At 54.6% G+C, this 22133-nt stretch carries 19 protein-coding genes; 4 read left to right on the top strand and 15 right to left on the bottom strand.

The features are described 5' to 3' along the window. Positions 1 to 22 precede the first annotated feature (22 nt). Positions 23 to 1480 (bottom strand): cytosol nonspecific dipeptidase, encoded by a 1458-nt coding sequence (pepD, locus tag EGY08_RS09545; protein ID WP_004129198.1) that lies wholly within the window; start codon positions 1478 to 1480, stop codon positions 23 to 25. 258 nt (positions 1481 to 1738) lie between these two features. Between pepD and gpt the strand changes: the two genes are divergently transcribed. The 3 genes from gpt to crl all read left to right on the top strand — a co-directional run bounded on the left by gpt (position 1739) and on the right by crl (position 4004). Next, complete coding sequence (gene gpt / locus EGY08_RS09540; RefSeq protein ID WP_004129200.1) at positions 1739 to 2197, top strand: xanthine phosphoribosyltransferase; 459 nt, start codon at positions 1739 to 1741, stop codon at positions 2195 to 2197. A 106-nt stretch (positions 2198 to 2303) separates the two neighbouring features. Beyond that, entirely contained in the window at positions 2304 to 3548 is a 1245-nt protein-coding gene (frsA, locus tag EGY08_RS09535) for an esterase FrsA (protein ID WP_004129202.1), read from the top strand. A gap of 57 nt (positions 3549 to 3605) precedes the next feature. After that, positions 3606 to 4004 carry a sigma factor-binding protein Crl gene (crl, locus tag EGY08_RS09530; RefSeq protein WP_004099188.1) on the top strand — a complete coding sequence of 133 codons (399 nt, stop codon included), beginning with the start codon at positions 3606 to 3608 and terminating at the stop codon, positions 4002 to 4004. Positions 4005 to 4081: 77 nt separating this feature from the next. Here crl and EGY08_RS09525 read toward each other — a convergent pair whose 3' ends face one another. The 13 genes from EGY08_RS09525 to gabD all read right to left on the bottom strand — a co-directional run bounded on the left by EGY08_RS09525 (position 4082) and on the right by gabD (position 19446). Next, on the bottom strand, positions 4082 to 4588 hold the full coding sequence (locus EGY08_RS09525; protein WP_087828264.1) for a serine acetyltransferase: 507 nt from the start codon (positions 4586 to 4588) through the stop codon (positions 4082 to 4084). 2 nt (positions 4589 to 4590) lie between these two features. Next, a complete protein-coding gene (locus EGY08_RS09520) occupies positions 4591 to 6009 on the bottom strand; it encodes a DUF4832 domain-containing protein (protein WP_123828442.1) in 1419 nt (472 codons plus the stop codon). Positions 6010 to 6011: 2 nt separating this feature from the next. Continuing rightward, positions 6012 to 6422 carry a hypothetical protein gene (locus tag EGY08_RS09515; protein ID WP_004129207.1) on the bottom strand — a complete coding sequence of 137 codons (411 nt, stop codon included), beginning with the start codon at positions 6420 to 6422 and terminating at the stop codon, positions 6012 to 6014. After that, a complete protein-coding gene (locus EGY08_RS09510) occupies positions 6419 to 7534 on the bottom strand; it encodes a glycosyltransferase family 4 protein (RefSeq protein ID WP_004129209.1) in 1116 nt (371 codons plus the stop codon). Before EGY08_RS09510 ends, EGY08_RS09515 begins: the two co-directional genes overlap by 4 nt. Next, positions 7531 to 8745, bottom strand: coding sequence for a glycosyltransferase family 4 protein (locus EGY08_RS09505; protein ID WP_032742045.1), 1215 nt, complete (start codon positions 8743 to 8745; stop codon positions 7531 to 7533). The genes EGY08_RS09510 and EGY08_RS09505 overlap by 4 nt, the downstream gene beginning before the upstream one ends. After that, a complete protein-coding gene (locus EGY08_RS09500) occupies positions 8726 to 9751 on the bottom strand; it encodes a glycosyltransferase family 2 protein (RefSeq protein WP_004129212.1) in 1026 nt (341 codons plus the stop codon). Before EGY08_RS09500 ends, EGY08_RS09505 begins: the two co-directional genes overlap by 20 nt. Next, positions 9744 to 11126 (bottom strand): hypothetical protein, encoded by a 1383-nt coding sequence (locus EGY08_RS09495; RefSeq protein ID WP_004129213.1) that lies wholly within the window; start codon positions 11124 to 11126, stop codon positions 9744 to 9746. The genes EGY08_RS09500 and EGY08_RS09495 overlap by 8 nt, the downstream gene beginning before the upstream one ends. Then, on the bottom strand, positions 11117 to 12334 hold the full coding sequence (locus tag EGY08_RS09490) for a capsular polysaccharide biosynthesis protein (protein WP_004129214.1): 1218 nt from the start codon (positions 12332 to 12334) through the stop codon (positions 11117 to 11119). The genes EGY08_RS09495 and EGY08_RS09490 overlap by 10 nt, the downstream gene beginning before the upstream one ends. A 5-nt stretch (positions 12335 to 12339) precedes the next feature. After that, positions 12340 to 14427 (bottom strand): GumC family protein, encoded by a 2088-nt coding sequence (locus tag EGY08_RS09485; protein WP_123828441.1) that lies wholly within the window; start codon positions 14425 to 14427, stop codon positions 12340 to 12342. 1 nt (position 14428) lies between these two features. Then, a complete protein-coding gene (locus EGY08_RS09480) occupies positions 14429 to 14983 on the bottom strand; it encodes a polysaccharide biosynthesis/export family protein (protein ID WP_049115085.1) in 555 nt (184 codons plus the stop codon). Beyond that, positions 14980 to 16266, bottom strand: a complete 1287-nt coding sequence (locus EGY08_RS09475) for an outer membrane beta-barrel protein (protein ID WP_049115084.1) — start codon at positions 16264 to 16266, stop codon at positions 14980 to 14982. The genes EGY08_RS09480 and EGY08_RS09475 overlap by 4 nt, the downstream gene beginning before the upstream one ends. After that, positions 16256 to 17659 carry an undecaprenyl-phosphate glucose phosphotransferase gene (locus tag EGY08_RS09470; RefSeq protein ID WP_004129221.1) on the bottom strand — a complete coding sequence of 468 codons (1404 nt, stop codon included), beginning with the start codon at positions 17657 to 17659 and terminating at the stop codon, positions 16256 to 16258. Before EGY08_RS09470 ends, EGY08_RS09475 begins: the two co-directional genes overlap by 11 nt. A gap of 338 nt (positions 17660 to 17997) precedes the next feature. Then, positions 17998 to 19446, bottom strand: coding sequence for an NADP-dependent succinate-semialdehyde dehydrogenase (gene gabD, locus EGY08_RS09465; RefSeq protein WP_004129222.1), 1449 nt, complete (start codon positions 19444 to 19446; stop codon positions 17998 to 18000). A gap of 255 nt (positions 19447 to 19701) precedes the next feature. Here gabD and EGY08_RS09460 point away from each other — a divergent pair, with 255 nt between their 5' ends. Next, on the top strand, positions 19702 to 19953 hold the full coding sequence (locus EGY08_RS09460; protein WP_004129224.1) for a zinc ribbon domain-containing protein: 252 nt from the start codon (positions 19702 to 19704) through the stop codon (positions 19951 to 19953). Positions 19954 to 19993: 40 nt separating this feature from the next. Here the strand turns inward: EGY08_RS09460 and foxA are convergent, their stop codons facing one another. Further along, the gene (foxA, locus tag EGY08_RS09455) at positions 19994 to 22102 is read right to left on the bottom strand and encodes a ferrioxamine B receptor FoxA (protein ID WP_087828270.1); all 2109 of its coding nucleotides are present in this window, start codon (positions 22100 to 22102) and stop codon (positions 19994 to 19996) included. Positions 22103 to 22133 lie beyond the last annotated feature (31 nt).

Genomic DNA, 22133 nt, shown 5'->3' with positions numbered 1-22133 from the left:
TGGGGAGTGGGCCTGTGCTGTCTTACTTCGCCGGAATGGATTTCAGCAGCTCGGTCAGCAGCGTCCAGTACTGGCCAACGCTTTCAATGTGAACCTGCTCGTCCGGGGAGTGGGGGCCGGTAATGGTTGGCCCGATAGAAACCATGTCCAGGTCCGGATACGGTTTTTTGAACAGACCGCACTCCAGGCCCGCGTGGATAATCTGGATGTTCGGCGTCTTGTTGAACAGACGCTGATAGGTTTCACGCACCAGATGCATCACCGGCGAGCTGGCGTCCGGCTGCCAGCCTGGATAGGCGCCTTTCGCTTCGGTTTTCGCGCCGGCCAGCTTGCCCAGAGAATCCAGCATGCTGACGACATAATCTTTACCGCTGTCGATCAGGGAGCGAATCAGGCAGTGAATCTGCACGTTATCGCTGGTCATGGTCACCACACCGACGTTCAGCGAGGTTTCTACCACGCCTTTTGCCACATCAGAGTTGCGGATGACGCCGTTCGGCGTGGCGTTAAGCAGGCGTACAAAGGTATCACGAGATTGGGACGTTAGCGCAGGCTGGTCGTTCGCAGCCGATTCCAGCAGTACTGTTAGATTTTTCTCTTTGGCCGCCAGCTCGTTTTTCAGGATCGCCTGGTACTCATTAGCCAGCGCTTTCAACGTATCCGCTTTGTTCGCGGCCACGGCGACTGTGGCGAACGCCTCACGGGGGATAGCGTTGCGCAGGGTGCCGCCGTTGAAATCGACCAGGCGCAGATCCAGCTCTTCAGCATGGCCTGCGAGGAAGCGTGCCAGCAGCTTGTTGGCATTACCTAAACCGACGTGGATCTCGCCGCCGGAGTGGCCGCCTTTGAGTCCTTTAAGGGTCAACTTAAAGCTCTGGAAACCGGCCGGAACGGTTTCACGGGTCAGCGCGAGGTCAGAGGTGAAGTCGATCCCACCGGCGCAGCCCATGTAAATCTCACCTTCTTCTTCGGAGTCGGTGTTGATCAGGATGTCCGCCTGCAGCCAGTTGGCCTGCAGGCCAAACGCGCCGTCCATACCGGCTTCTTCCGTCATGGTCAGCAGCACTTCCAGCGGGCCGTGAACGACGTTATCGTCAGCCAGCACCGCCAGCGCGGAAGCCATGCCGATACCGTTGTCGGCGCCCAGGGTGGTGCCGCGCGCTTTGACCCACTCGCCGTCGATGTACGGCTGAATCGGGTCCTTAGCGAAGTCGTGAACGGTATCGTTGTTTTTCTGCGGCACCATATCAAGGTGCGCCTGCAGCACCACCGGTTTACGGTTTTCCATACCGGCAGTCGCGCCTTTACGAATCAGAATGTTGCCAACCTGGTCGCGTTCCGCGTGTAAGCCTTTTTCTTTTGCCCAGCCCATAATGTGCTCAGCGAGCTGTTCTTCGTGATAGGAGGGGTGAGGAATAGAGCAGATTTTGGCAAAAATATCCCACAGCGGCTGCGGGGATAATTGAGACAGTTCAGACACGATAAGTCTCCTTACAATCACCTGCAAAAGTCGTTTGCAGATCGAGGGGTTAGCAATCAAATACACTACAAGCCCGGGCTTGCGCGATGGGGTTGAGAATACCACTTTCCGTGTACTCTGGTAGTGTAAACCACGTAAAAAGAGTCGCGGTGGCCGCTTAACGCTGGTTTTTAGCGCGTCAGATCTCTATAATCTCGCGCAACCATTTTCCCCCTCGAACATTATTTAAGCCGTATTACACAGGCTGGGACACTTCACATGAGCGAAAAATACGTCGTCACCTGGGACATGTTGCAGATTCACGCCCGCAAGCTGGCAACTCGCCTGCTGCCGGTTGAACAGTGGAAAGGCATTATTGCCGTTAGCCGCGGCGGTCTGGTACCGGGAGCACTACTGGCGCGTGAACTGGGTATTCGTCATGTTGATACCGTTTGCATCTCAAGCTATGACCACGATAATCAGCGTGAACTGACCGTGCTGAAACGTGCGGAAGGCGATGGCGAAGGCTTTATCGTGATCGATGACCTCGTCGACACCGGCGGTACCGCCGTAGCCATCCGCGAAATGTATCCGAAAGCACATTTTGTCACTATCTTCGCAAAACCGGCAGGTCGCCCACTGGTTGATGATTATGTCGTTGATATTCCCCAGGATACCTGGATTGAACAGCCGTGGGATATGGGCGTGGTGTTCGTACCGCCTATCGCAGGCCGTTAATTTCCCGCATAAATGCTAATTACCACGCCCGGTTTTGCCGGGCGTGGTTTTTTTTACCCTTGCGCAGGTTACAATAGCTTCAGTGGCAACATGATGGAGGCTGCACATGTCCCAGGCTAACCTTAGCGAAACGCTGTTTAAACCCCGATTCAAACATCCGGAAACCTCCACGCTGGTGCGTCGGTTTAATACCGGAGCGCAGCAACCGATCCAGTCTGCGCTCAGCGGTAATCACGTTGATCACTGGTATCGATTGATTAACCGTCTGATGTGGATCTGGCGTGGCGTGACGCCGCAGGAAATCCTCGATGTGCAGGCGCGCATCGTCATGAGCGATGCCGAGCGAACCGATCCAGAGCTTTACGATACGGTCGTCGGCTATCGCGGCGGCAACTGGATCTTTGAATGGGCCAAACAGGCGATGGACTGGCAGCAGAAGGCCGGTCAGGAAGAGAATCTTCTGGTAAGCGGTCGTCACTGGCTCCATGCGGCAAACCTTTACAGCATTGCTGCCTATCCGCACATCAAGGGCGATGAGCTGGCGGAACAGGCGCAGGTGCTGGCTTACCGGGCTTATGAAGAAGCCGCCCAGCGCTTGCCCGGCAAGCTGCGAGAGCTGGAGTTCTCCATCCCTGGCGCTGCGCCGATCACCGGTTTCCTGCATATGCCGCCAGGCGATGGGCCGTTCCCGACGGTGCTGATGTGCGGCGGGCTTGACGCGCTACAGACCGATTATTACAACCTGTATGAAAACTATTTTGCGCCGTTGGGTATCGCTATGCTGACCGTGGATATGCCTTCCATCGGTTTTTCCTCAAAATGCAAGCTGACCCAGGATACCAGTCTGCTGCACCAGTATGTGCTGCAGCATCTGGCTAATGTGCCCTGGGTCGATCATACCCGCGTGGCCGCCTTTGGCTTCCGCTTCGGCGCGAACATCGCCGTCCGGCTGGGCTATCTTGAGTCCCAGCGCCTGAAGGCGGTGGCCTGCCTGGGGCCGGTGGTACACGGCCTGTTAGTGGACCCGCTGCATCAGGGGCGGGTGCCGGAGATGTATCTTGATGTTCTGGCTTCGCGGCTGGGGATGCATGACGCTTCCGACGACGCGCTGCGGGTTGAGCTTAACCGCTATTCCCTCAAGGTTCAGGGCCTGCTGGGGCGTCGCTGCCCTACGCCGATGCTCTCCGGTTTCTGGAAGGACGATCCGTTCAGTCCGGAAGAGGAGTCGCGTTTAATCACTTCATCCTCCTCCGACGGCAAGCTGTTGGAGATCCCGTTCAATCCGGTCTACCGTAATTTCGATCACGCTCTGCGGCAGATCGCCCGCTGGATTAGCCATAGATTTAGTTAATATATTGCTAAATTCTATTGATTTGGTAACGTCATAGCATCACTAAAGGAGATCGCAATGACGTTACCGAGTGGACACCTGAAGAGTAAGCTGATTAAGAAATTCACGGCGCTTGGCCCTTACATCCGTGAGGAGCAATGTGAAGACAACCGCTTCTTTTTCGATTGCCTGGCAGTTTGCGTCAACGTAAAACCAGCGCCTGAAAAACGCGAGTTCTGGGGATGGTGGATGGAGATGGAAGCGCAGGCTTCGCGCTTCACCTATAGCTATCAGTTTGGATTGTTCGATAAAGAAGGCGACTGGCGTCCGGTCGCGATTGACGATCCTGAAGTCACTGAAAAGCTCGAAAAGACGCTACGCGATTTTCACCAACGAGCCGAAGCACTATTGGCAACGTTTAACCTTAAGCTGGAGCCCGCCGATGATTTTAGCGAGCCGGTTAAGCTGAGGGCCTAAGTTCTGGCCATTTTTGCCATCCCGCTTTAAAACCCGCTTTTCTATCAGCGTGGGTTTTGTCCCCAGACAAACCTACGCTAATCGCCGTTTAGTACCCGGTATGGCTGACCGACGGCAATCATGCCTGCGGCCAGATCTTTGGTCACCACCGTGCCCGCGCCGACCTTGACATTGTCCCCTAGCGTGACCGCGCCAATCACCACGGCGTGGGCGCCAAATTCCACGTTATCGCCAATTCGCGGGCTAGCGCCTTCCCGGCCCTGACTATCGGTCACGCTGCCAATGGTGACGCCCTGGCGCAGGGTGCAGTTCTGGCCAATAACCGTTCCCCGGTTTATCACGATGCAGTGCGGATGATACAGCTTCAGCCCATAGCCAATGCGCGCTCGCCACGGCAGCTCAATGCAAAATAAACACTCGTTAATCACGATATTGAGAATAACGAAGGGGATCCCGCAGATCTTCCACAGAGGATTACGGCTGCGATAGAGCGTCGCCAGACGATAAAGCAGAACCGCGATTTTCGCTTTGATGCCGCCGCAGGATTTGATCTCCCGGCCGACCTGTCTGATAGCCTCAAACATGGTTATTCCTTAAGGTTAAACGAAGCCAGTGAATACCATCCATCACCGGTTTGGCCTTCGTTAGCGAGTTGAATACGCGGTTGCCCCTGCTGATTGGTCAGGGCCGTTTGCAGGCGATATTGACCGTCAGGGAGCCCAGTAGGCAGCGCTAGCGTAGCGCGGCTTTGATGAGCTCCAGGCAACCACTGGCGAACGTCATCCGCCGTTTTGATTTGCGTAATGGTATCGCCCGCCGCATTGACTATCCGCCATTGCACAAGCCAGGGGAGATAGGCCGGGGCGACGCCGTCGTTACGCCAGGTGACATTCAGCGTAAGCGGCATGCCGCTACGTACGGGCGTATCAAATTCCAGCTGGCTCACCCGGTAGCGATAGCCGATGCGTAGTAGCGCATTATCAACGATATCGCGATACGCCGCCGGCACCGGCCGCGATTTCAGATTCAGGGTACTGGCGTGTTGCGCTAATGCCCAGTCGAAGCTTGCCTGGACCTCTTCACGAGTGTAATGCTGCACGCTTTCCCACTCTGCCATATAGCCGCAAATCTCGAGGCTCACGGGGGCGTGCTGCCAGCCGTCATTAAAACCGCCCCACGCCGCCTGCGCGGCGGCCAGACGTTGAGGATAGTCATCGCGCATGTGGCTCCAGGATGTGGAAAAGTTATGCCAGTCTCCCCAGCAATCCGCGCGCCATCCGGCGCCTTTTTGGCTGGCCCAGGCCAGCGAGTCGCCGCCGCTGATCAACATGATTTTGGGCGTTTTAGGGAAACTGCTGAAGTGCATATCAATGTAGCGATTGAGCTGCTCAGAGGTGTATTTCTCGCGCAATGGCGCCACGTCAGGGAAATTGGAGTTGTGCCATTCTCCCCACGAACCCACCATACCGATATCGACAAATGCGAGCTCCGGAATACCGTCATAACGCGCGCCGAGGGCATTCAGCAGTTTTTGCGCATAGGCGATAAAGGTTGGATCGCTGAGGTCCGGCACAAAGGTTTTACCGTTTTCGACCCATTGTCCCTGAATGCCTTTTTCAATAAGCCAGGCGGGGATTTTCGAGCCCGATTGCGGTTCATCGAGCGCCATAAAACGCAATCCGACGTTCATCGCCGGCTGATGCTGGGCGGCGACGCTGAAGGCATGATCGATCGGCGCAAAATTATAGACGCCTTCCTCGGGCTCCAGATCGCTCCAGTAAAAGCGATCGTATTCAAACCCGGTGTCCGGATACTCTTGCAGAGAGGGTTTCTGGCCATAACCATCGTGGAAACTGGCCACGCCGATCCCTGGGTTTGTTAACAGACCGGTAAAGGCCGGTGGGGTGATAATCGTGCGTTCAGCCAGTACCGCTGCAGACGGAATGATTCCGGCCAGCAGTAGCGCCAAAAAGAGCGCGGCGCGGCGCGGTGAAAAAGAGCTCATCGTTAATTCACTTTGTCGTGGAGGTTCACAAACCATGTCCAGATACCGACGTGGAAGTTCTTAAACACATCGATTCCCAGCGCGGATTTCAGCATATAGAGCGCCAGTAGCACCGCAAGAATCGCGAACAGCACGGCAAACGTAATCGCCAGAGTGGAAAATAGACGCCCGAGCAGCGTACTTTCCCGCGGGATTTTGCGCAGATCGCGACCGCATAAAAAGACCACGAAATAGCGGCGATGCAGAAAAGGAAAACTGTGGCGAAAATCGATGCGATGGCGGGAAGCCAGGCTCGCTCTCACCAGCGCCTGTTCAATACCGCGCTTTTGCTCCGGCGTTAACGAGGCTTCTGTTTCCGGGTCAAGCGCGGAATAAAAACGCTCGATGACCAGGTCGGATGTTGATTTTGTCACGGTTGACTCTTATTCGTTAATCGCTGATAGACCTGAGACGTTTTCGCTGCAATGTCCGGCCAGCGGTATTTGGCCATTAACTGGCTGTAATCCGCGGCTTCATCACCCCGCCAGGACTGGAGCTTTTGCGCCAGCGCGGCGACATTGCCCGTCGGAAAATAAACTTCCGCAGGCAGGTCGATCTCCAGGTTGGCGGGGATATCGCTGACGATAACCGGTAAGGACCAGGACATGGCCTCCAGCAGGGCAATAGGCAGCCCTTCATGGTAAGACGGTAGAACAAAAAGCCCGGCCTGTGAGAACAGGGTATGCAGCGGATCGCCGCTAATAAAACCGGTCATGATCGTTCCCGGGGTAGCGGCAGCCTGCTTCTTCAGCCGCTCGCTGTACTCATCAGGATGGTCGGCATCGCCAATCAGCACCAGCGGCAGCGAACAGTTCGAGGCTTTGTAGGCGGCAAGCAGATCGTGCAGCCCTTTTTCTTCGACAAAACGGGCGACGGCGACAATGTATTGCCCGGCTTTCAGCGAATACTGATTCAGCGTGGCCTGTCGCGTCTCTTCGGCGGGAAGCGGCGGTTGGCGCACGCCGTTATAGATCACGTTAGCGTTGGTACGGCCGTGTTTGGTCTTAATGAGCGTATTAATCACTTCCGAGATAACAATAACCTCATTGGCATATTTCACCGCCCATTTCTCACCAAGACGCAGCATCTCTTTCGCCATTTTGCCCCACTTCTGGCGATCGTAGTCCGGGCCGTGGTGGGTAAAAACGACGCGCTTGCCGAGCAGGCGCAGCAGCGGGACCACCAGTCCAGGGCCGACCGCATGAACGTGAACCACATTTGAGCCGTCAAACAGGGTGCTGAAGGCGGCCAGCGTTGAGTGAATAATGGCTTCGAACTTGCGGCTTTTAGGCGCCCACAGGCTTTTTAACCGCACGCCTTTATATTCGCTACGGCGGTAGTCAACGTACGGTGAGCGGGCAATGACGCAGATATCGGCGTGATTCTGTTGATAGATTTCCGGATAGAGATTCTGGCAATGGGTCTCAACGCCGCCCTGTACATTCGGAATACCGCGGGTGCCAAGCACCGTCACTTTGAGCTTCATTTCGCTTCCCCCACGAGCTGCTGATAGAGTTCCTGCAGAACCTGCATATGCCGGGCGAGATCGTATTTATCCTCTAAACGCTGGCGCGCGTTGATGCCCATTTCCCGCGCCTGCTGCGGATTGGCTGCCAGGTTATCCATGATGCGCGCCAGCGCGTCGGCATCCCCGGGTTCCACCAGATAACCATCAATGCCATCGCGGATTTGCTCAGGAATGCCGCCGATATTGCCGCCGACGACGGGGCGACCGAACGCCATCGCCTCCAGTACCGACATCGAGCAGTTTTCATAATATTCGGAAGGGACGATCACCGCCCGCGCGCCGCGAATCAACGCGTTGAGCGCTTCTCCGTGGCGCATATAGCCGAGAAATTCCGGACCGCTAAAGCGGGCGCGCAGGTCGTTGCCGAGAGGGCCATCGCCGACGATTTTCAGCGGCATGGGCTGCTGCATTTTTTGCTGCGCCAGCGCCAGGGTAGCGACGCCTTTCTCACGGCTCAAGCGGCCGATATAGAGGAAATAATCCCCCGCCGTATCGCCCGGGATCGTGGCGCTGGCATCAATACCGTTGACGATCGTCTCGATCCGCGACCGGGGTAATTTACGCAGCAGCGTCTGACGCATAAATTCGCTGGGAGCGATGATGCAATCGAGCATGGCATAATTTTGCGCGAACTTTTGCCAGTAGGCCTCAAGCGACAGCAGCAGGCTTTTAAAGGTGTCGCCCTGCTGGCAACGATGGCGGAAGGCGTTGCTCACCGAACCGGTAAGACAGTCATCGCAGACGTGGCCATCGCGCAGCATGGTGTACGATGGACAAACGATTTTATAATCGTGCGCAGTCAACACCGTTTTACAGCCAAAGCGTTTGGCGACGCCGATTAGCGCCGGCGTCAGCTGGTGGTAAATATTATGAAAGTGCACAATATCCGGGCGTTGCGCCAGCAGCAACGTATTGAGCTTGTTGCAGGCCTCCGCATTGTAGATAAAGTCGATACCCGCTTTGAGCTTGCCTGTCAGCCCGTGGTTTTGATGGTAGTCCACGTTGTGTACGAAGAAGCTTTCCCAGGGCGAGGGTTTATTTTCTGCATGCTGCATGCTGAAGTCGACAACCTGATAGCCCGCTTGCAGCATGGCGTCTCGCTCCTGGAAAAATACGGTTTCCGCTCCGCCCTTAATAAAAAAGAATTTGTTAACGAATAATATTTTCATGTTCTGTCTGGATATGTTTTGGGTTGGAGACGGTCACGGCGGGTTGTTTCATCGGATCGCGAACGGAGTTCATGAGGCCTCGCACCATACCTGCGGAAAATAACGATAAGTTGATAACGCTCTGTACACCGTCCCGCAGCGACTTATTTTTAATCGCCTTCAGGGCGATAAACGCCAGCAGTGGAAGCAGGGCGATAATAATCAAACCGGGATTTAACGACAGCAGGCAAATAATCAATACCAGGATATACAGCGTGAATATCAATTCGTTGCGAACAATCTTAAGCGCGGCAGGGAAATGCTTTTTCCCCCAGCAGTTGCGTAATAGCTCACCGGGCGCCCATAAAAAACCGTTCTTCCAGCGATAGGTCAACATTTTAAATGTCGGCATGGTATAGGAAGCATGGCTAAAATAGGGCGCAGCGAGGCGGTGGAGTTTATAGCCCGCGGCCTGCAAGCGGATCCCCAATTCGGCTTCTTCATAGCCATGGAGATTAAGGTTAGTCAGATAGCCAATTTTCTCGATTGCCGAGCGGCGATAGAGTCCGCCGCCGCCAAGGTGGTCGGTATCCCCCTGCGGGTAAATAAGATGCAGGCGCTGCTTGCGCGATTTAAACTCATAGTTAGCGGCATCATCCATCTCGACGCTGCCCGCCACGCCAGCGTATTCGGGATGTTCTTCGAGAAAGGCGACGGCGGTGTCGAGAAAACCTGGCTCCAGCTCCATATCGCCGTCCAGCAGCAGCAGATAGTCCCCTTCGCTGAATAACCAGCCCAGCTGGTGGCCTACGCCGCAGCAGCGATCTTTCGCATTATCAAGGCAGACCACCATCGCATCTTTGGCGATGGCCAGCTCCCGGGTATTGTCGGTGGAGAGGCTATCGGCGACGATAATTTGATGCGGATAAGGCTGCAATTGCTTGCGGACGCTGTCGATCGTTTTTTCAATCCCCTGCGCTTCGTTGAGGGTTTTAATGCTGACGGTAATTGATGGCGTTTTATTCATATTGGGTACCGGAGTTCAGACGAACGGAACGATGAATGACAATGAGCGCCCCGAGGGCCAGCCATAATAAAAACTGTAGCATGGGAATGATCATCAGGATCTGACTGTAGGGAAGGCTGAGTAAACAGCCGATGGCAAAGACGTAAAACGCAGGCGCGGAGCTGAGCAGCTGTAAATCTTCATGTTTAAGATCGTAGCGGGAAAAGGTCTCTTTGGGCCGCATGCCGATAAGAATAGAAGCAATCATGGCGATAAATAAGATCACGCCGATAATACCCACTTCCCACAGCATCATGCTTAGCGCGGTGGAGTCGAGTATCAGATGATACCAGGCGCCGATATAGCCTGGAGAGACCGTACTGCCGCTGTTGGTCGCGTTCAGGCCGTAGCCAAATAGCATTCCGCCGGGGCCAAAAAGTTCGTTATGCTTAAGCCAGAAGAAAATAGTAGTAAACCGGCCGAGCTCGCCGCTTTCCATAATGTAGTTAGTATCAAAAATATAACCGAGAGAATCGATAAATACCGAGAGCGCGCTTTTGGTCGGATCCCCGCCGAAGGCCGACGAGTAGTTGGAGGCGAGAATGGTGATAGCGGCAAAAATTAACACCACCATTCCGGCGGCGATTATCATCAACGAGCGCAGGGTGACTTTGCTGATGCCGCTGACGTAAGCGGGCATGATCCACAGCAGCGCCAGTAAGAACGGCGACAGCAGAATCACGAATTTTACCTCGCCGACCACGCAGAGGAAAAAGGCCAGCACGATATGCGCCGCCATCGACTTGAACGAGCAAATACCGTGCTTAAATTCGGACACCTTCAACAGCATAATCAGCAGGCAGAACATCCCCATGGCCGCGGTATTGCCGCCGCCCATCGGGTCGCCGCCAAACGTGCCGACCACCGAATCCCATTTTTCATCCTCACCGCGCAGGGCGACGCGTTTTGGCACCACCACCAGCACCTGATAGATAGCCAGCGGAAACTGGACGTAGAACAGCCAGTAAAAAAGCTGAGTCAGGCGATGCAGCTGCGACTCGCGAAACATACCAAGCAGCATGCAAAACATCACCAGCGACAAGGCCAGTTCGTTTTTAAAACCGACGATGGCGGTGACGATACCGGATTGTAAAACGGTGGCGCAGAGGCTGAGGATAATAAAGGTCAGATACAGCGCTAGCACCACCTTCTCGCGCGCGCTGAGCGCCAAAGGCTGCTGCCGGCTTTGCATCATCAACAAAACCACCATGACCAGCACCATGAAAAACGGAAGCCATAATACGGCGACAACGCCGGTGAAATACTGCACCGTGCCGCAGAAGACGATGGTCGTCAGCGCGAATATTTCCAGATAGCGACCGGTGTTTAGCTGCATATTTTCTGCTCCTGCCGGGAGAGCTGCAGCGCCCGCTTATTCATTTTCAACAGAATGAACAGATAGCGAATGCTGGTAAGAACAGAGAAAGTCAGCAGGGCAATTTCATAGCTTTGGCCCAATTCAGGTAGAGCGATAAAAGCGACGATAATGATCAGCAACTGCTCTATCTGAATGCGTAAAAAATAGCGTTTAGAACCAAAGATAAGCTCGATAACGGTCAGCGGACTGACGGCCAGGGCGGCGAACAGATAAGGCAGCATATAGCGTGAGGTTGGGATCGAATTGAGCCACTCCTGGCTGAAACCCAGTCGCATGACCAGTGGATAGAAAATCCAGATCCCAAGGATACAGATCAGCGCCGCGGCCATCAGCAGCAGGCGAATTTTTTTGTATTCCGCATAGTTAAAGGTGTTGTTACGAAAATCCATCGACCATTTTGAAAAGATGGAATTGCGCACCGCGTTACCGACAATCATCACCGGTGATAAGCAGAAGCGGCTCACCACCGAGAAATAACCCGCGACCAGCGGTGAAAACCAGACGTTAATCAACATTGTCGGCAGATTGTTGCTGGCCATCGCCAGCACCTCCGCACTACCGACGCGGCTGAGATGCTGCCAGTGCTGGCGCGCGAAAAGACCGTTCGCCCGCGGTGAAAAGTGTGCCGGTGTCAGGGTGCTGAAGCGAAACAAGCGCAGCAGGCAGAGGCTGAGCAGCAGCAAAATGCCCACCATCCAGGCAATATAGAACAGCGTGGTATTCGGCATCGCCAGCAGGGCTATTGCCACCACCAGCGATACGGCGATGCGCTGAAAGGTGAGGAACGGATAGTTTCCGCCGCGCAGCGAGAGGTTCTCGGCGATCAAAACCAGTGCATAGCCGAAGGTGAGCAGATAGAGAAACACAATATTGAGATGGAACATCAGTCCCGTGACCACTGCCCAGGGGAGCGCCAGGAGCAGGCTTTGCAGCAGGCAAAATACCACGTTCTGCCCCAGTTCATGCTCTTCCTGGCGCGGGATCAGCAGCTGCGACGCAAAAGTGCAAACCTGAGCGCCAATCAGCACGTTGCTGTAGATCATCGCGTAGTGCCCGACTTCCGCCATGCCGTAGCGATGGGAAATCAGCCATACAGAGAAGGCGCCGATCGCCTGCGAGAGGACCGAGGAGCTGGCGATTGAAGAAATACTCTTAATTAAGTTCATAATCGCTACTTCGGTGAAATCAGTTCGCCCATGCCGCGCTCGGGCAGGCGTTTGCCCTCCTGCGTCTCCAGGTTCTCTTCTTGCACCCGGTTAAGCATGGTGGCGACAGGGGTTGGCGCGGCGGCTTGCAGACGATTTTGCGCATCGCGGATGCGCGACGCCTGCTCGCCAGCGTTGACCACCAGCAGGCTGATATCGACGTGCGGCGCCAGCAGCAGGGCGTCCTGGGCCAGCCCGAGCGATGGCGCATCAATGATCAGATAATCGTAGGTCTGCCGCAGCGTGGTCAGCAGCGCCGGGAGCCGTTGCGAGGTGAACAGCAGCAGCGTCGAGTCGTTCAGTTCGCCGCGCGGCATAAAATCAAGATTGTCGGCCAGAGAGACGACCGCCTGCGACGTGGCGCAGCGGTCATCAAGACACGCGCTGAACCCTGTTTTATGCTGAGGATAGCGCGCGGAGAGCCCTGCGCTTGCGAGATAATCTATATCGATGAGTAAGGTTTTGCCTGACTTAGCGGCGGACCACGCCAGCATTTCGGCAATCAGGCTGCTGCCGGCATGGGCCTGTGCCGAGGTCACCAGTATCGTCCCGCTATGATTATTCTGGCCGAGCAGTGCCAGGCGCAGGCTGTGGAGCATATCGGCATACAGCAGGTTCTGGAACGTCAGCTGCGCGCTGTTCACCTGAGGTAATAGCGGAAACTCACCGCTGCCATCAAGGCCCGTTTTGGCTTTGAGTTCGCTGATGCTGTTCACCGTTTTATCGAGCGCGGTGCTGACTATCAAGTACATGATGTACAGTGCGAGCGCCATCAGGGTAGCCATCACGATAAGCAGACCGCGCTGCGGTTTAGAGGGAAGATTTGGCGGCACGGCGGCATCGTAGATCACTTCATCAGGAACCGAAAAGCTCTCGGAGAGCTTTTGCTCATTCGCCCGCTGATACAGCGATTTATACAGCTCTTCAGTTTTGTTCAGCGCGGTCATCATGGTGTTGTATTTGTCGCGCTTGGCGCCCAGCGCCTGAAAGCCGGCTTTCTGGTCGTCGAGCATCTTCTGATAGTGCTGCTCATCGTCCAGCGCAATCTGATACTGCTGGCGTAAGCCGTTAAGCAGTTCCCCCAACACCTGGCCTATCTGCCCGTTCACGACCTGCAGTTGGGCCTGAGCCTGAAGATATTTCGGATGCTTAGGGCCATAGTGTTTCGCCGCTTCCGATAGGTTACGCCGGGTCTGGATTAGCGCGATGCGCAAATCCTGAATCTGCGGATGGCCGGAAATTTCCGGCAGTGAGATGATCGCTTCCGGCGGTTTCCCCTGCTGACGGCGCACTTTGTCCCATACCGTTTGCGCTTTCAGACGGCGCTGGGTGGCGTCGGCAAGATGGTTAATCACGATGCCCAGCTGCTCGGTCTCGTAGCCATCCATGCTGCGGAAGGTCAGCAGGCCATTCTTTTTAAGAAAATCATCGATGTCGGCTTTCTGGCGATCGAGCTTATTGCGCAGATCGTCCATCATTTTTTCGTTCCAGCCCTGGGCCTGGAGCAGGATTTTCTGCTTCTGCGCCAGGCTGTAATCGATAAACGCCTGCGCCACGCCGTTGGCGATATCGGCGGCTTTTTGCGGCGATTTTGCCTCCATCGAAACGGAAACCAACTGCGTGGTGCGCACGCCGGAGATGGTCAGGTTTTTTTGCAGGGCGCGCACGGCATTATTGACGCGCGCGGCCTCATCAAGCTTATCCCCGCCGTTAAATTCCGGGTCCTGATCCAGCTTTAGCGCTTTTACCGCGGCTTCCAGTACCACGCGGGAGCCCATCAGCGCGTATTTGGTTTCATAGTAATCGCTGCGGGTGGAATCGTAGTTTTCCAGCCGCGGCAGGGGAGTGACGTCCTGCGACTGCGCTTTAAACAGCACCGTCGCGGTTGCGGTATAGCTGGATGACATAAAGCGCGTCAGGATCCACGACGCCGCTGCCGCCACCACGACCACCACCAGGCACCAGATCAGCTTGTGCTTAATTTTGTTGAAGTAAGGCGTGAAGTCGATAAAGCCCTCTTTCTTTTTTCCATTTTCAACTAATGAAATAGCCATATCAGAAGAAACTCATGCCAATGATGATGGTATCTCCAGCCTGTACGGAGGAGTCGGCGGCGACGTTTTCCAGCAGTTTACCGCTGCGAAACTGACGAATGCGGATGTCATGGCGATCGGCGCGATCGGTAAATCCACCGGCCAGCGCAATGGCTTTTTCAGCGGTTAAGCCCGGTTCCCAGGCGTAACCGTCCGGTTTTTTGACTTCGCCTAACAGATAAATTTTACGGTATTCGGCAATGCTCACGGTCACCATGGGCGCCTGTAGATAGCTACCGCGCAGCTTATCGGCAATTTCGTTGCCGACCTGTTCCGGCGTTTTTCCTTTCAGCATCAGGGAGCCTATATAAGGATAATCAACGCTGCCGCTATTATCGATTTTTACGCGCATAGTGAGATCCTGCTCGCCGGAAACCGCGATATTGATCTCATCCCCCTGGTCCAGATGATAAACGGCATCCGGCGGCGTTCGGATCGTCTGCGGCGGCGCTGAACAGCCCGCCAGCCATAGCGCCAGAAGAGAAACCATCACCCGTTTTCCATAGTTAAGGATCATATTTGTACCTGCGTCATAAAAATAACGGCCGAGTCGTTGTAGCCCAGCGTGCGCTCGACCTCATGGTCATAATCCGGGCCAATATAAAAGGCATCTTTTTCTTTATTAGAATGCATCGTGTTCCATTGCAGCTTCAGCTGAAAATTAACGGATGGACGGTAGTCGTAGTTGAAGGTGAGCGACACGAGATTTGATTGATCTTTGCGTCCGTTGGTCTGGTGTTTGTAATCCTCTGTAATATAAGAGTAATCAACCAGAGTGGAGAATCTGTCGACCAGCCAATGGTGCTCATATCCCACACCGAAATTTGATACCAGAATATAGCCGCCGGAGTCGGTGGGATCTTTTATTCGTTGTGAACTGTGTAAGTTGAGCTTTATCTGTTCAAGCGGTTTCCAGTCGGCGTTAATATCCCAGTTCAGGCCGTTGAACCCCTGTGAGTCGGGGTTATGGATGAAATCTTTATATAGCCAGGCGACGTTGCCGTTGATCTCGGTCTTGCCGGAAAGGCGATTTTTCATGCCGACCAGCAGATAATATTCATTACTGTCTTTTAACGGGTTGAGCTCATAGCGACGCTGGTTGGTAATAAAACTGTAGCGATAGCGCAGCGTTTTGGCTTTTTGATCAAAAAGTTCGGCGACCAGGCTGTTTTCATGCCACTCCTGATCGTGCATGTAGTAATGAAAGTCGGCGCTGGCGTCCTCAATGCTGTCGAGATTGCGAAAGCGCAGCTGCTTATGCATTAGCGCAACTTCTGCTTTGCCGCGCCCTTCCGGGGCGCCGTAGCTATAGCGCAATTCGCTGTTAAAGAAGCGCGTGGCGATAGGCTGATTAATGCCAAATTCTTTAAACTGCTCGGGGAGAAAACCCTCGGTGGTATCGCGGCCGCGCTCTTCATGGCCGAACGTTTCATCGAGATCCAACGACAGCCCGTGCATGCTGCCGAAGCGCCACTTGCCGTTAAACATAAAAAAATGGTTGTCGCGGTTATCTGCGCTATCGCTGGCGTAGCGGCGGTAATCGCCGGAGTACATCAGTAAATAGCGGTCCTCGTAGCGCTCGCCGATGGCTTTAAAAATCGGCTTAACACCTTGATAAGCTGAGCCGATTTCATTCCCGCCGTAGCGTTGCCAGGTCACGTTGTCATTGTAACCGACGTCATAACCCACCTGGCTCTCGAAATCGATGCCAGCCACACCGGTATGGGGTTTTGCCTGCAGGTCAGCCCATGCGTAAGGCATCGCCAGCAAACCTGCGAGAAAAGTGAGTTCAGAACGCATTCTTCCCCACAAATCCGCGGAAAAACGTTAAAAACACAATCTTGATGTCCAGCAGCAGCGACCACGACTGAATATATTCCAGATCGTACTGAATGCGTTTTTCCATTTTATCAATCGTGTCGGTTTCGCCGCGAAAACCGTGTATTTGCGCCAGCCCGGTAATGCCGGGCTTCACTTTATGGCGGATCATGTAATTTTCCACCAGCACGCGATACTGCTCATTATGCGCGACCGCGTGAGGGCGTGGACCCACAATCGACATGGTTCCCTGCAGCACGTTAAAAAACTGCGGCAGTTCATCAAGCGAGGTTTTTCGTAAAAAGGCGCCGAAGCGGGTAATGCGCGGATCGTTACGCGTCGCCTGGGTCACTACCGCGCTGTTTTCCATCACGCGCATGGTTCTGAACTTCCAGACGGGGATCTGTTTACCGTTCAGGCCGTAACGGTTTTGTTTAAACAGCACCGGGCCCGGCGAAGTTAGCTTAATGCCGATCGCCACCGCCAGCATGACCGGCAGGCTGACCAGGGTAAAAAAAGCGCCAAGCACGATATCTTCAATACGCTTGAGTACCGCGCCTTCACCTTCGAAAGGCGATGTAAAAATGCTGATTGTCTGAATATTGCCGAACATCCGCAGCTGAGAAATATGTGAGCTGTAGGAAAAGAGGTCCGGCACCAGGAATACGTCCACGGTGGTGTCGGAAAATTCATTCAAGAACTGGCGAATACGCTGCTGGGCGACCATCGGCAGGGCAATATAGACTTCATCGATTTCTCCGGCTTTCGCCAGCGCCAGCAGGTCTCGTGAGTTGCCTTTTTTCTCAATGCTTAGCAGGCGACTGTCGCGCTGAACGGCGCGATCCTCAAAGAAGGTTATATCAATCCCGTCGTGGGTATACTCCTTAAACAGCGCCTGCTCGATGGCCAGCCCGGCTGGCGTTATGCCTAAAATAGCTACCTTGAGTCTGGATTTGAAAAAATAGCGGCTGGTGATAACGCGAATAAGAAACATGCTAATAAATATGGCCATCGAACACAGCACAATAATTTCAGCTAAGCGCACCGCGTTTGTGCTGGCGTGATTGTTCAACAATAGTTCGGCGCTTACGAATAATAAAAATGATAACAAGCCGCTTATACTGACGCTGAAAAACAATTTAGTTAATTTTTTTAAATATTGTCCCTTGAACTGACCGGAATATAACTGAAAGTGTTCATTAGCCCGGATAAAAATCAGCGAATATATGATTCCCAGGAACAGAGAGGCCGTTGAGGGTTCGACGAAAAAGTATTTTAAATAAGCGAAAATGAACAGGTTGACGGCAAAAAAATCCAGTAACTTCATCAGCTTACTATAGCGGGCGTTGTAAATTTTAATGGTGCTATCCGTCATCTTTTTGCTCGTTTTATAGTCAATAAAATGATGTCCTGTCCTTCTCTAGAGCTGAATTTATGTCTATGAATCTATTCAAAAATTAAGCTTTAGCTTGGCGTTGATTATTGTAGCCTACGATTAATCTTATGTCGAACATGCCCCGGACTGAGGGGAGATAACTTTTACTTCCGGGCAATAATACTTTTATCATGATCTTAAGCATAAAGAAGGGCGGTTACGGTTAAATAGGGGGAGACCCGGGTGGCAAACTAACGGCCGTCATGGCGACATTTCCTGGCCGATCCGTACTCGAGCGTTAAAAAATCCGCGCCAGCGGAGACTGGCGCGTTTATCGGCTAAAGACCAATACACATATATTTGATTTCTAAGTAATCCTCAATGCCATACTTCGAACCTTCGCGGCCGAGACCGGAAGATTTCACGCCGCCGAACGGGGCGACCTCGGTAGAGATAAGGCCGGTGTTAATCCCGATAATGCCGTACTCCAGCGCCTCGCCGACGCGAAAAACGCGGCTCAGATCGCGGGCGTAGAAATAGGCCGCGAGGCCGAACTCGGTGTCGTTGGCCTGAGCGATGACATCCGCTTCATCTTTAAAGCGGAATAGCGGGGCGAGGGGGCCAAAGGTCTCTTCTTTCGCCACTTTGGCGTCGCCGGGGACATCCACCAGAATCGTTGGCTGAAAGAAATTACCGCCCAGCTCATGGACTTTCCCGCCGGTTACTACCCGCGCGCCTTTGCCCAGCGCATCGGCGATATGCTCCTGCACTTTAGCGATCGCTTTCTCGTCAATCAGCGGCCCGATAGTGACATTCGGCTGTAGACCATCGCCAATTTGCAGCTTACTGACCGCCTGCTGAAGCTTTTCGGCGAAGCGATCGTAAACGCCATCCTGGACGTACAGGCGATTGGCGCAGACGCAGGTCTGTCCGGCATTACGAAACTTGGAGGCCAACGCGCCTTCGACGGCCTTATCCAGATCGGCGTCGTCAAAAACGATAAACGGCGCGTTGCCGCCGAGCTCCAGCGAGACCTTCTTGATATCTTTCGCGCACTGTTCCATCAGCTGGCGGCCAATTTCCGTCGAGCCGGTAAAGGAGAGTTTGCGCACTAACGGGTTGCCGGTGAGCTCACCGCCGACCTCGCTGGCCGAACCGGTAACGACGTTAAATACCCCTTCGGGGATCCCGGCGCGGTTGGCGAGCTCCGCCAGCGCCAGCGCGGAGAACGGGGTCTGGCTGGCGGGCTTGAGCACCATCGTGCAGCCAGCGGCCAGCGCCGGGCCCGCCTTGCGGGTGATCATCGCCGAGGGGAAATTCCACGGGGTGATAGCGGCGGTCACGCCGATCGGCTGCTTAATCACCAGCAGCCGCTTATCAGCCTGATGGCCGGGAATGGTGTCGCCGTAGATGCGTTTGCCCTCTTCCGCGAACCACTCGATAAAGGAGGCGGCGTAGCTGATTTCACCTTTTGCTTCCGCCAGCGGTTTTCCCTGTTCCAGCGTCATCAGGCGCGCCAAATCGTCCTGATGTTCCATCATCAGCTCAAACCAGCGGCGCAGGATGCTGGAGCGTTCTTTGGCGGTAAGGGCGCGCCATGCGGGCAGCGCGCGGGCGGCGGCATCGATAGCCTCATGGGTTTCCCCGGCGCCCATTTTGGGCACGCTGCCCAGCTGCTGGCCGTTGGCGGGGTTCGTGACCACAAGGGTCTCTTTGCTGCTGGCGTCGCGCCAACGTCCATTAATCATTGCCTGCTGGCGAAAAAGGGTAGGGTCGTTAAGTTGCATGGTTGCGTCCTGTCTTAATCTGTTTTAGCAGTGAATGCGTCCGGCTCGGCGGGGGCTGCCATCGATTGATACTCCCGGCAGACCCTGCGGCGTCAAACATCTGTCCCTGCTTAGTGTAGTCGAACGCGTTCAGGAAGCCGGGGGTTCTACGGCTGCAATAACCATCGTTAATTTACGGTTATTTGAACTGGCGGTACGTTATTGTGCAAAAAATGCGGTATTTTTTATGCTCAACTGGCAAGAAAGGAGCGCTCTATGTCACAGCAAGAAAGGTTTTGTCAGGCCTGTGGAATGCCGATGTCCGCCGAAGGTGCGAAAAGCGCAAGCGACGATTATTGCGCCTGGTGCTGCGATAGCGAGGGGAAGCTTAAGTCATGGGAAGATGCCGTCTCCGGCCTGGCTGAGTTCCTCGATTCCTGGCAGAAGGTCGGGCCCGTGGAATCACGCAAGCGGGCGATGCGTTATTTAACCGCCATGCCCGCGTGGGCCCATAAAGCGGAAGATTAACCGGCTGCCCGGAGCCAAAAACTCCGGGCTTTTAACGTTATCAGAACTTCCAGGAGACGCTGCCGACGATGCTGCGCTCCGCGCCAAAGTAGCAGTAGGAGAGCGAGTTACAGGCGGCAATGTAGCTCTTGTCGGTCAGGTTATTGACGTTCAGCTGGGCGCTGAGGCCTTTAATTCCCACCTTCGACAGGTCATAGCCAATCGCCATATCCACCAGCGTATAGGACGGTAGAGTGTGCGTATTCAGGCGGTCGCTGGTAATGCCATTGACGTAGCGCATACCGGAACCCAGCGTCAGACCATCCAGCGGGCCGCTTTTCACATCATAGCTCAGCCAGGCGCTGGCCTGATTGCGCGGCGCGTAAACGGCACGCTTGCCTTGCTCTTCAGGGCTGCTTTTCTTATAGCGAATGTCGGTGTAGGTATAGGCGGCCTGCAGGCGGAAGCTGTCTGTTAGCTGGCTAATCGCTTCCAGCTCCACCCCTTTCGACTCAATTTCACCAATCGAACGATACGGATCGGTCGGCTCTTCTTTGGTGGCGATATTGGTCTGATTGATGCGGAATACCGAGGCGCTGAACTGGCTATTCATTCCTTCCGGCTCATACTTCAGCCCGGCTTCCCACTGCTTGCCTTTCATCGGATCCAGCACGTTGCCGTTTTCGTCGGCGAAGCTGGTGGGCGTAAAGGCGGTGGAGTAGCTGATGTACGGGGCAAACCCGTTATCGAACAGATACAGCAGCGCGGCGCGGGTGCTGAAGTTGTTCTTATCCAGATCGCTGCGCGTTTGATTGAGCTTATCGATATTCGACACGCTGACCTGGTCGTAGCGCCCGCCGAGGGTGAAGCGCCAGCGCTCCCAGGACATCTGATCCTGCAGATAGTAGCCGGTCTGGCGTAGCTTGTGCTTCTCGCGGCTGTACATGGTGATGTAATCCGGCTTCGCGCCATAGACCGGATTAAAGGCGTCGATGGCCGGGAATGCGCCATAGTAGCCTGTGGTGTTGTTACTGCGGTCCTGATAGTCGATCCCCAGCAACAGGCGATGGTTGACGGCCCAGGTATCGACGCTGCCGTCGAGCTGGTTATCAAGGGTGATGGCGTTCATCTTTTCGTCCGAGCCAGAATAGCCGCGGTTCAGCTCGCTTTCGTTCAGCCAGCCCGCGGCATAGACCTGATTCAGCTCGACTTTGGTGTGCAGGTAGCGCAGCTTCTGCCGCACCGACCAGCCGTTATCAAACATATGCTCGAAGTTGTAGCCGACCATGTTTTCGCGGCGGTCATACTTATCGTAATCATCTTCGCCCTCAAAGAAGGTGTTAGCGATTTTTTTACCGTAGTGCGGTACCACGGTGCCTTCATAAGGGAGGCCAGAGTGGCTGCCGCCTTCCGGGTCGCGATGCAAATAGGCCATTAAATCAAGCCGCGTCTGGTCGGTGATGCGCCAGGTCAGGCTGGGCATAATCGCATAGCGCTGCTCTTTTAAGGTATCAAACTGTGAGTCCGCATAGCGGGTCATGCCGCTTAAGCGCGCCGCCACGCGATCGTTATCGTCCAGCGCCCCGGTGACGTCAAACGCCGCCCCGCGCTGGTTGTTATTCCCGGCAAACAGCTTGATTTCACCGCCGGGATCGAATGAAGGTTTACGCGAGGTGAGGGCGACGATGCCGCCGGGCGAAGAGCGGCCGTACAGCACTGAGGCCGGGCCGCGCACCACTTCGATATTTTCGAGGAACCACGGATCGACCACCAGCGAGCTATGGGAGTTGGTATCGCCCATCATTTTCAGGCCGTCAAGATAGACGTTATCCAGGCTGCCGTCGGAGAAGCCGCGCAGGACGATATAGTCAAAGCGGTTGGAGGCGCCAATCTGGTTGCTGTAAACCCCGGGGGTATAGCTCACGGCCTGGCGGACGCTGATTGCGCCCTGTTCTTCAAACTGCTCGCGCGTGATAATCGACACCGACTGCGGCGTCTCAATATCCGGTGTGGCAATTTTGGTCGCGCCGCTCTGCATCTGCGAAGTGACCACGATGGTTTCATTCTTAGTTGTTTCCTGGGCCAGCAGCGGGAAAGCGACGCCGCCGGTCACCCATCCTACCAGTAGCGCCAGGCGAGTTTTCGCAAACATGAACATCTCCAAAGGCATTTCTAATTGTTAATAAGAATTATTACCTTTT

Origin of the sequence: Klebsiella sp. FDAARGOS_511 (genome assembly GCF_003812845.1) — a bacterium.
Classification (GTDB): domain Bacteria; phylum Pseudomonadota; class Gammaproteobacteria; order Enterobacterales; family Enterobacteriaceae; genus Klebsiella; species Klebsiella grimontii.
The sequence above is the reverse complement of the archived record's forward strand: the minus strand, read 5'-3'. Positions and strand labels throughout refer to the sequence as shown.

What these genes read in the sequence shown, in the direction of transcription:
- gpt (WP_004129200.1), top strand. Translation starts at nt 1,739, where the DNA reads ATGAGCGAAAAATACGTCGTCACCTGGGACATGTTGCAGATTCACGCC.
- frsA (WP_004129202.1), top strand. Translation starts at nt 2,304, where the DNA reads ATGTCCCAGGCTAACCTTAGCGAAACGCTGTTTAAACCCCGATTCAAA.
- crl (WP_004099188.1), top strand. Translation starts at nt 3,606, where the DNA reads ATGACGTTACCGAGTGGACACCTGAAGAGTAAGCTGATTAAGAAATTC.
- EGY08_RS09525 (WP_087828264.1), bottom strand. Translation starts at nt 4,588, where the DNA reads ATGTTTGAGGCTATCAGACAGGTCGGCCGGGAGATCAAATCCTGCGGC.
- EGY08_RS09520 (WP_123828442.1), bottom strand. Translation starts at nt 6,009, where the DNA reads ATGAGCTCTTTTTCACCGCGCCGCGCCGCGCTCTTTTTGGCGCTACTG.
- EGY08_RS09510 (WP_004129209.1), bottom strand. Translation starts at nt 7,534, where the DNA reads ATGAAGCTCAAAGTGACGGTGCTTGGCACCCGCGGTATTCCGAATGTA.
- EGY08_RS09505 (WP_032742045.1), bottom strand. Translation starts at nt 8,745, where the DNA reads ATGAAAATATTATTCGTTAACAAATTCTTTTTTATTAAGGGCGGAGCG.
- EGY08_RS09500 (WP_004129212.1), bottom strand. Translation starts at nt 9,751, where the DNA reads ATGAATAAAACGCCATCAATTACCGTCAGCATTAAAACCCTCAACGAA.
- EGY08_RS09495 (WP_004129213.1), bottom strand. Translation starts at nt 11,126, where the DNA reads ATGCAGCTAAACACCGGTCGCTATCTGGAAATATTCGCGCTGACGACC.
- EGY08_RS09490 (WP_004129214.1), bottom strand. Translation starts at nt 12,334, where the DNA reads ATGAACTTAATTAAGAGTATTTCTTCAATCGCCAGCTCCTCGGTCCTC.
- EGY08_RS09485 (WP_123828441.1), bottom strand. Translation starts at nt 14,427, where the DNA reads ATGGCTATTTCATTAGTTGAAAATGGAAAAAAGAAAGAGGGCTTTATC.
- EGY08_RS09480 (WP_049115085.1), bottom strand. Translation starts at nt 14,983, where the DNA reads ATGATCCTTAACTATGGAAAACGGGTGATGGTTTCTCTTCTGGCGCTA.
- EGY08_RS09475 (WP_049115084.1), bottom strand. Translation starts at nt 16,266, where the DNA reads ATGCGTTCTGAACTCACTTTTCTCGCAGGTTTGCTGGCGATGCCTTAC.
- EGY08_RS09470 (WP_004129221.1), bottom strand. Translation starts at nt 17,659, where the DNA reads ATGACGGATAGCACCATTAAAATTTACAACGCCCGCTATAGTAAGCTG.
- gabD (WP_004129222.1), bottom strand. Translation starts at nt 19,446, where the DNA reads ATGCAACTTAACGACCCTACCCTTTTTCGCCAGCAGGCAATGATTAAT.
- EGY08_RS09460 (WP_004129224.1), top strand. Translation starts at nt 19,702, where the DNA reads ATGTCACAGCAAGAAAGGTTTTGTCAGGCCTGTGGAATGCCGATGTCC.
- foxA (WP_087828270.1), bottom strand. Translation starts at nt 22,102, where the DNA reads ATGCCTTTGGAGATGTTCATGTTTGCGAAAACTCGCCTGGCGCTACTG.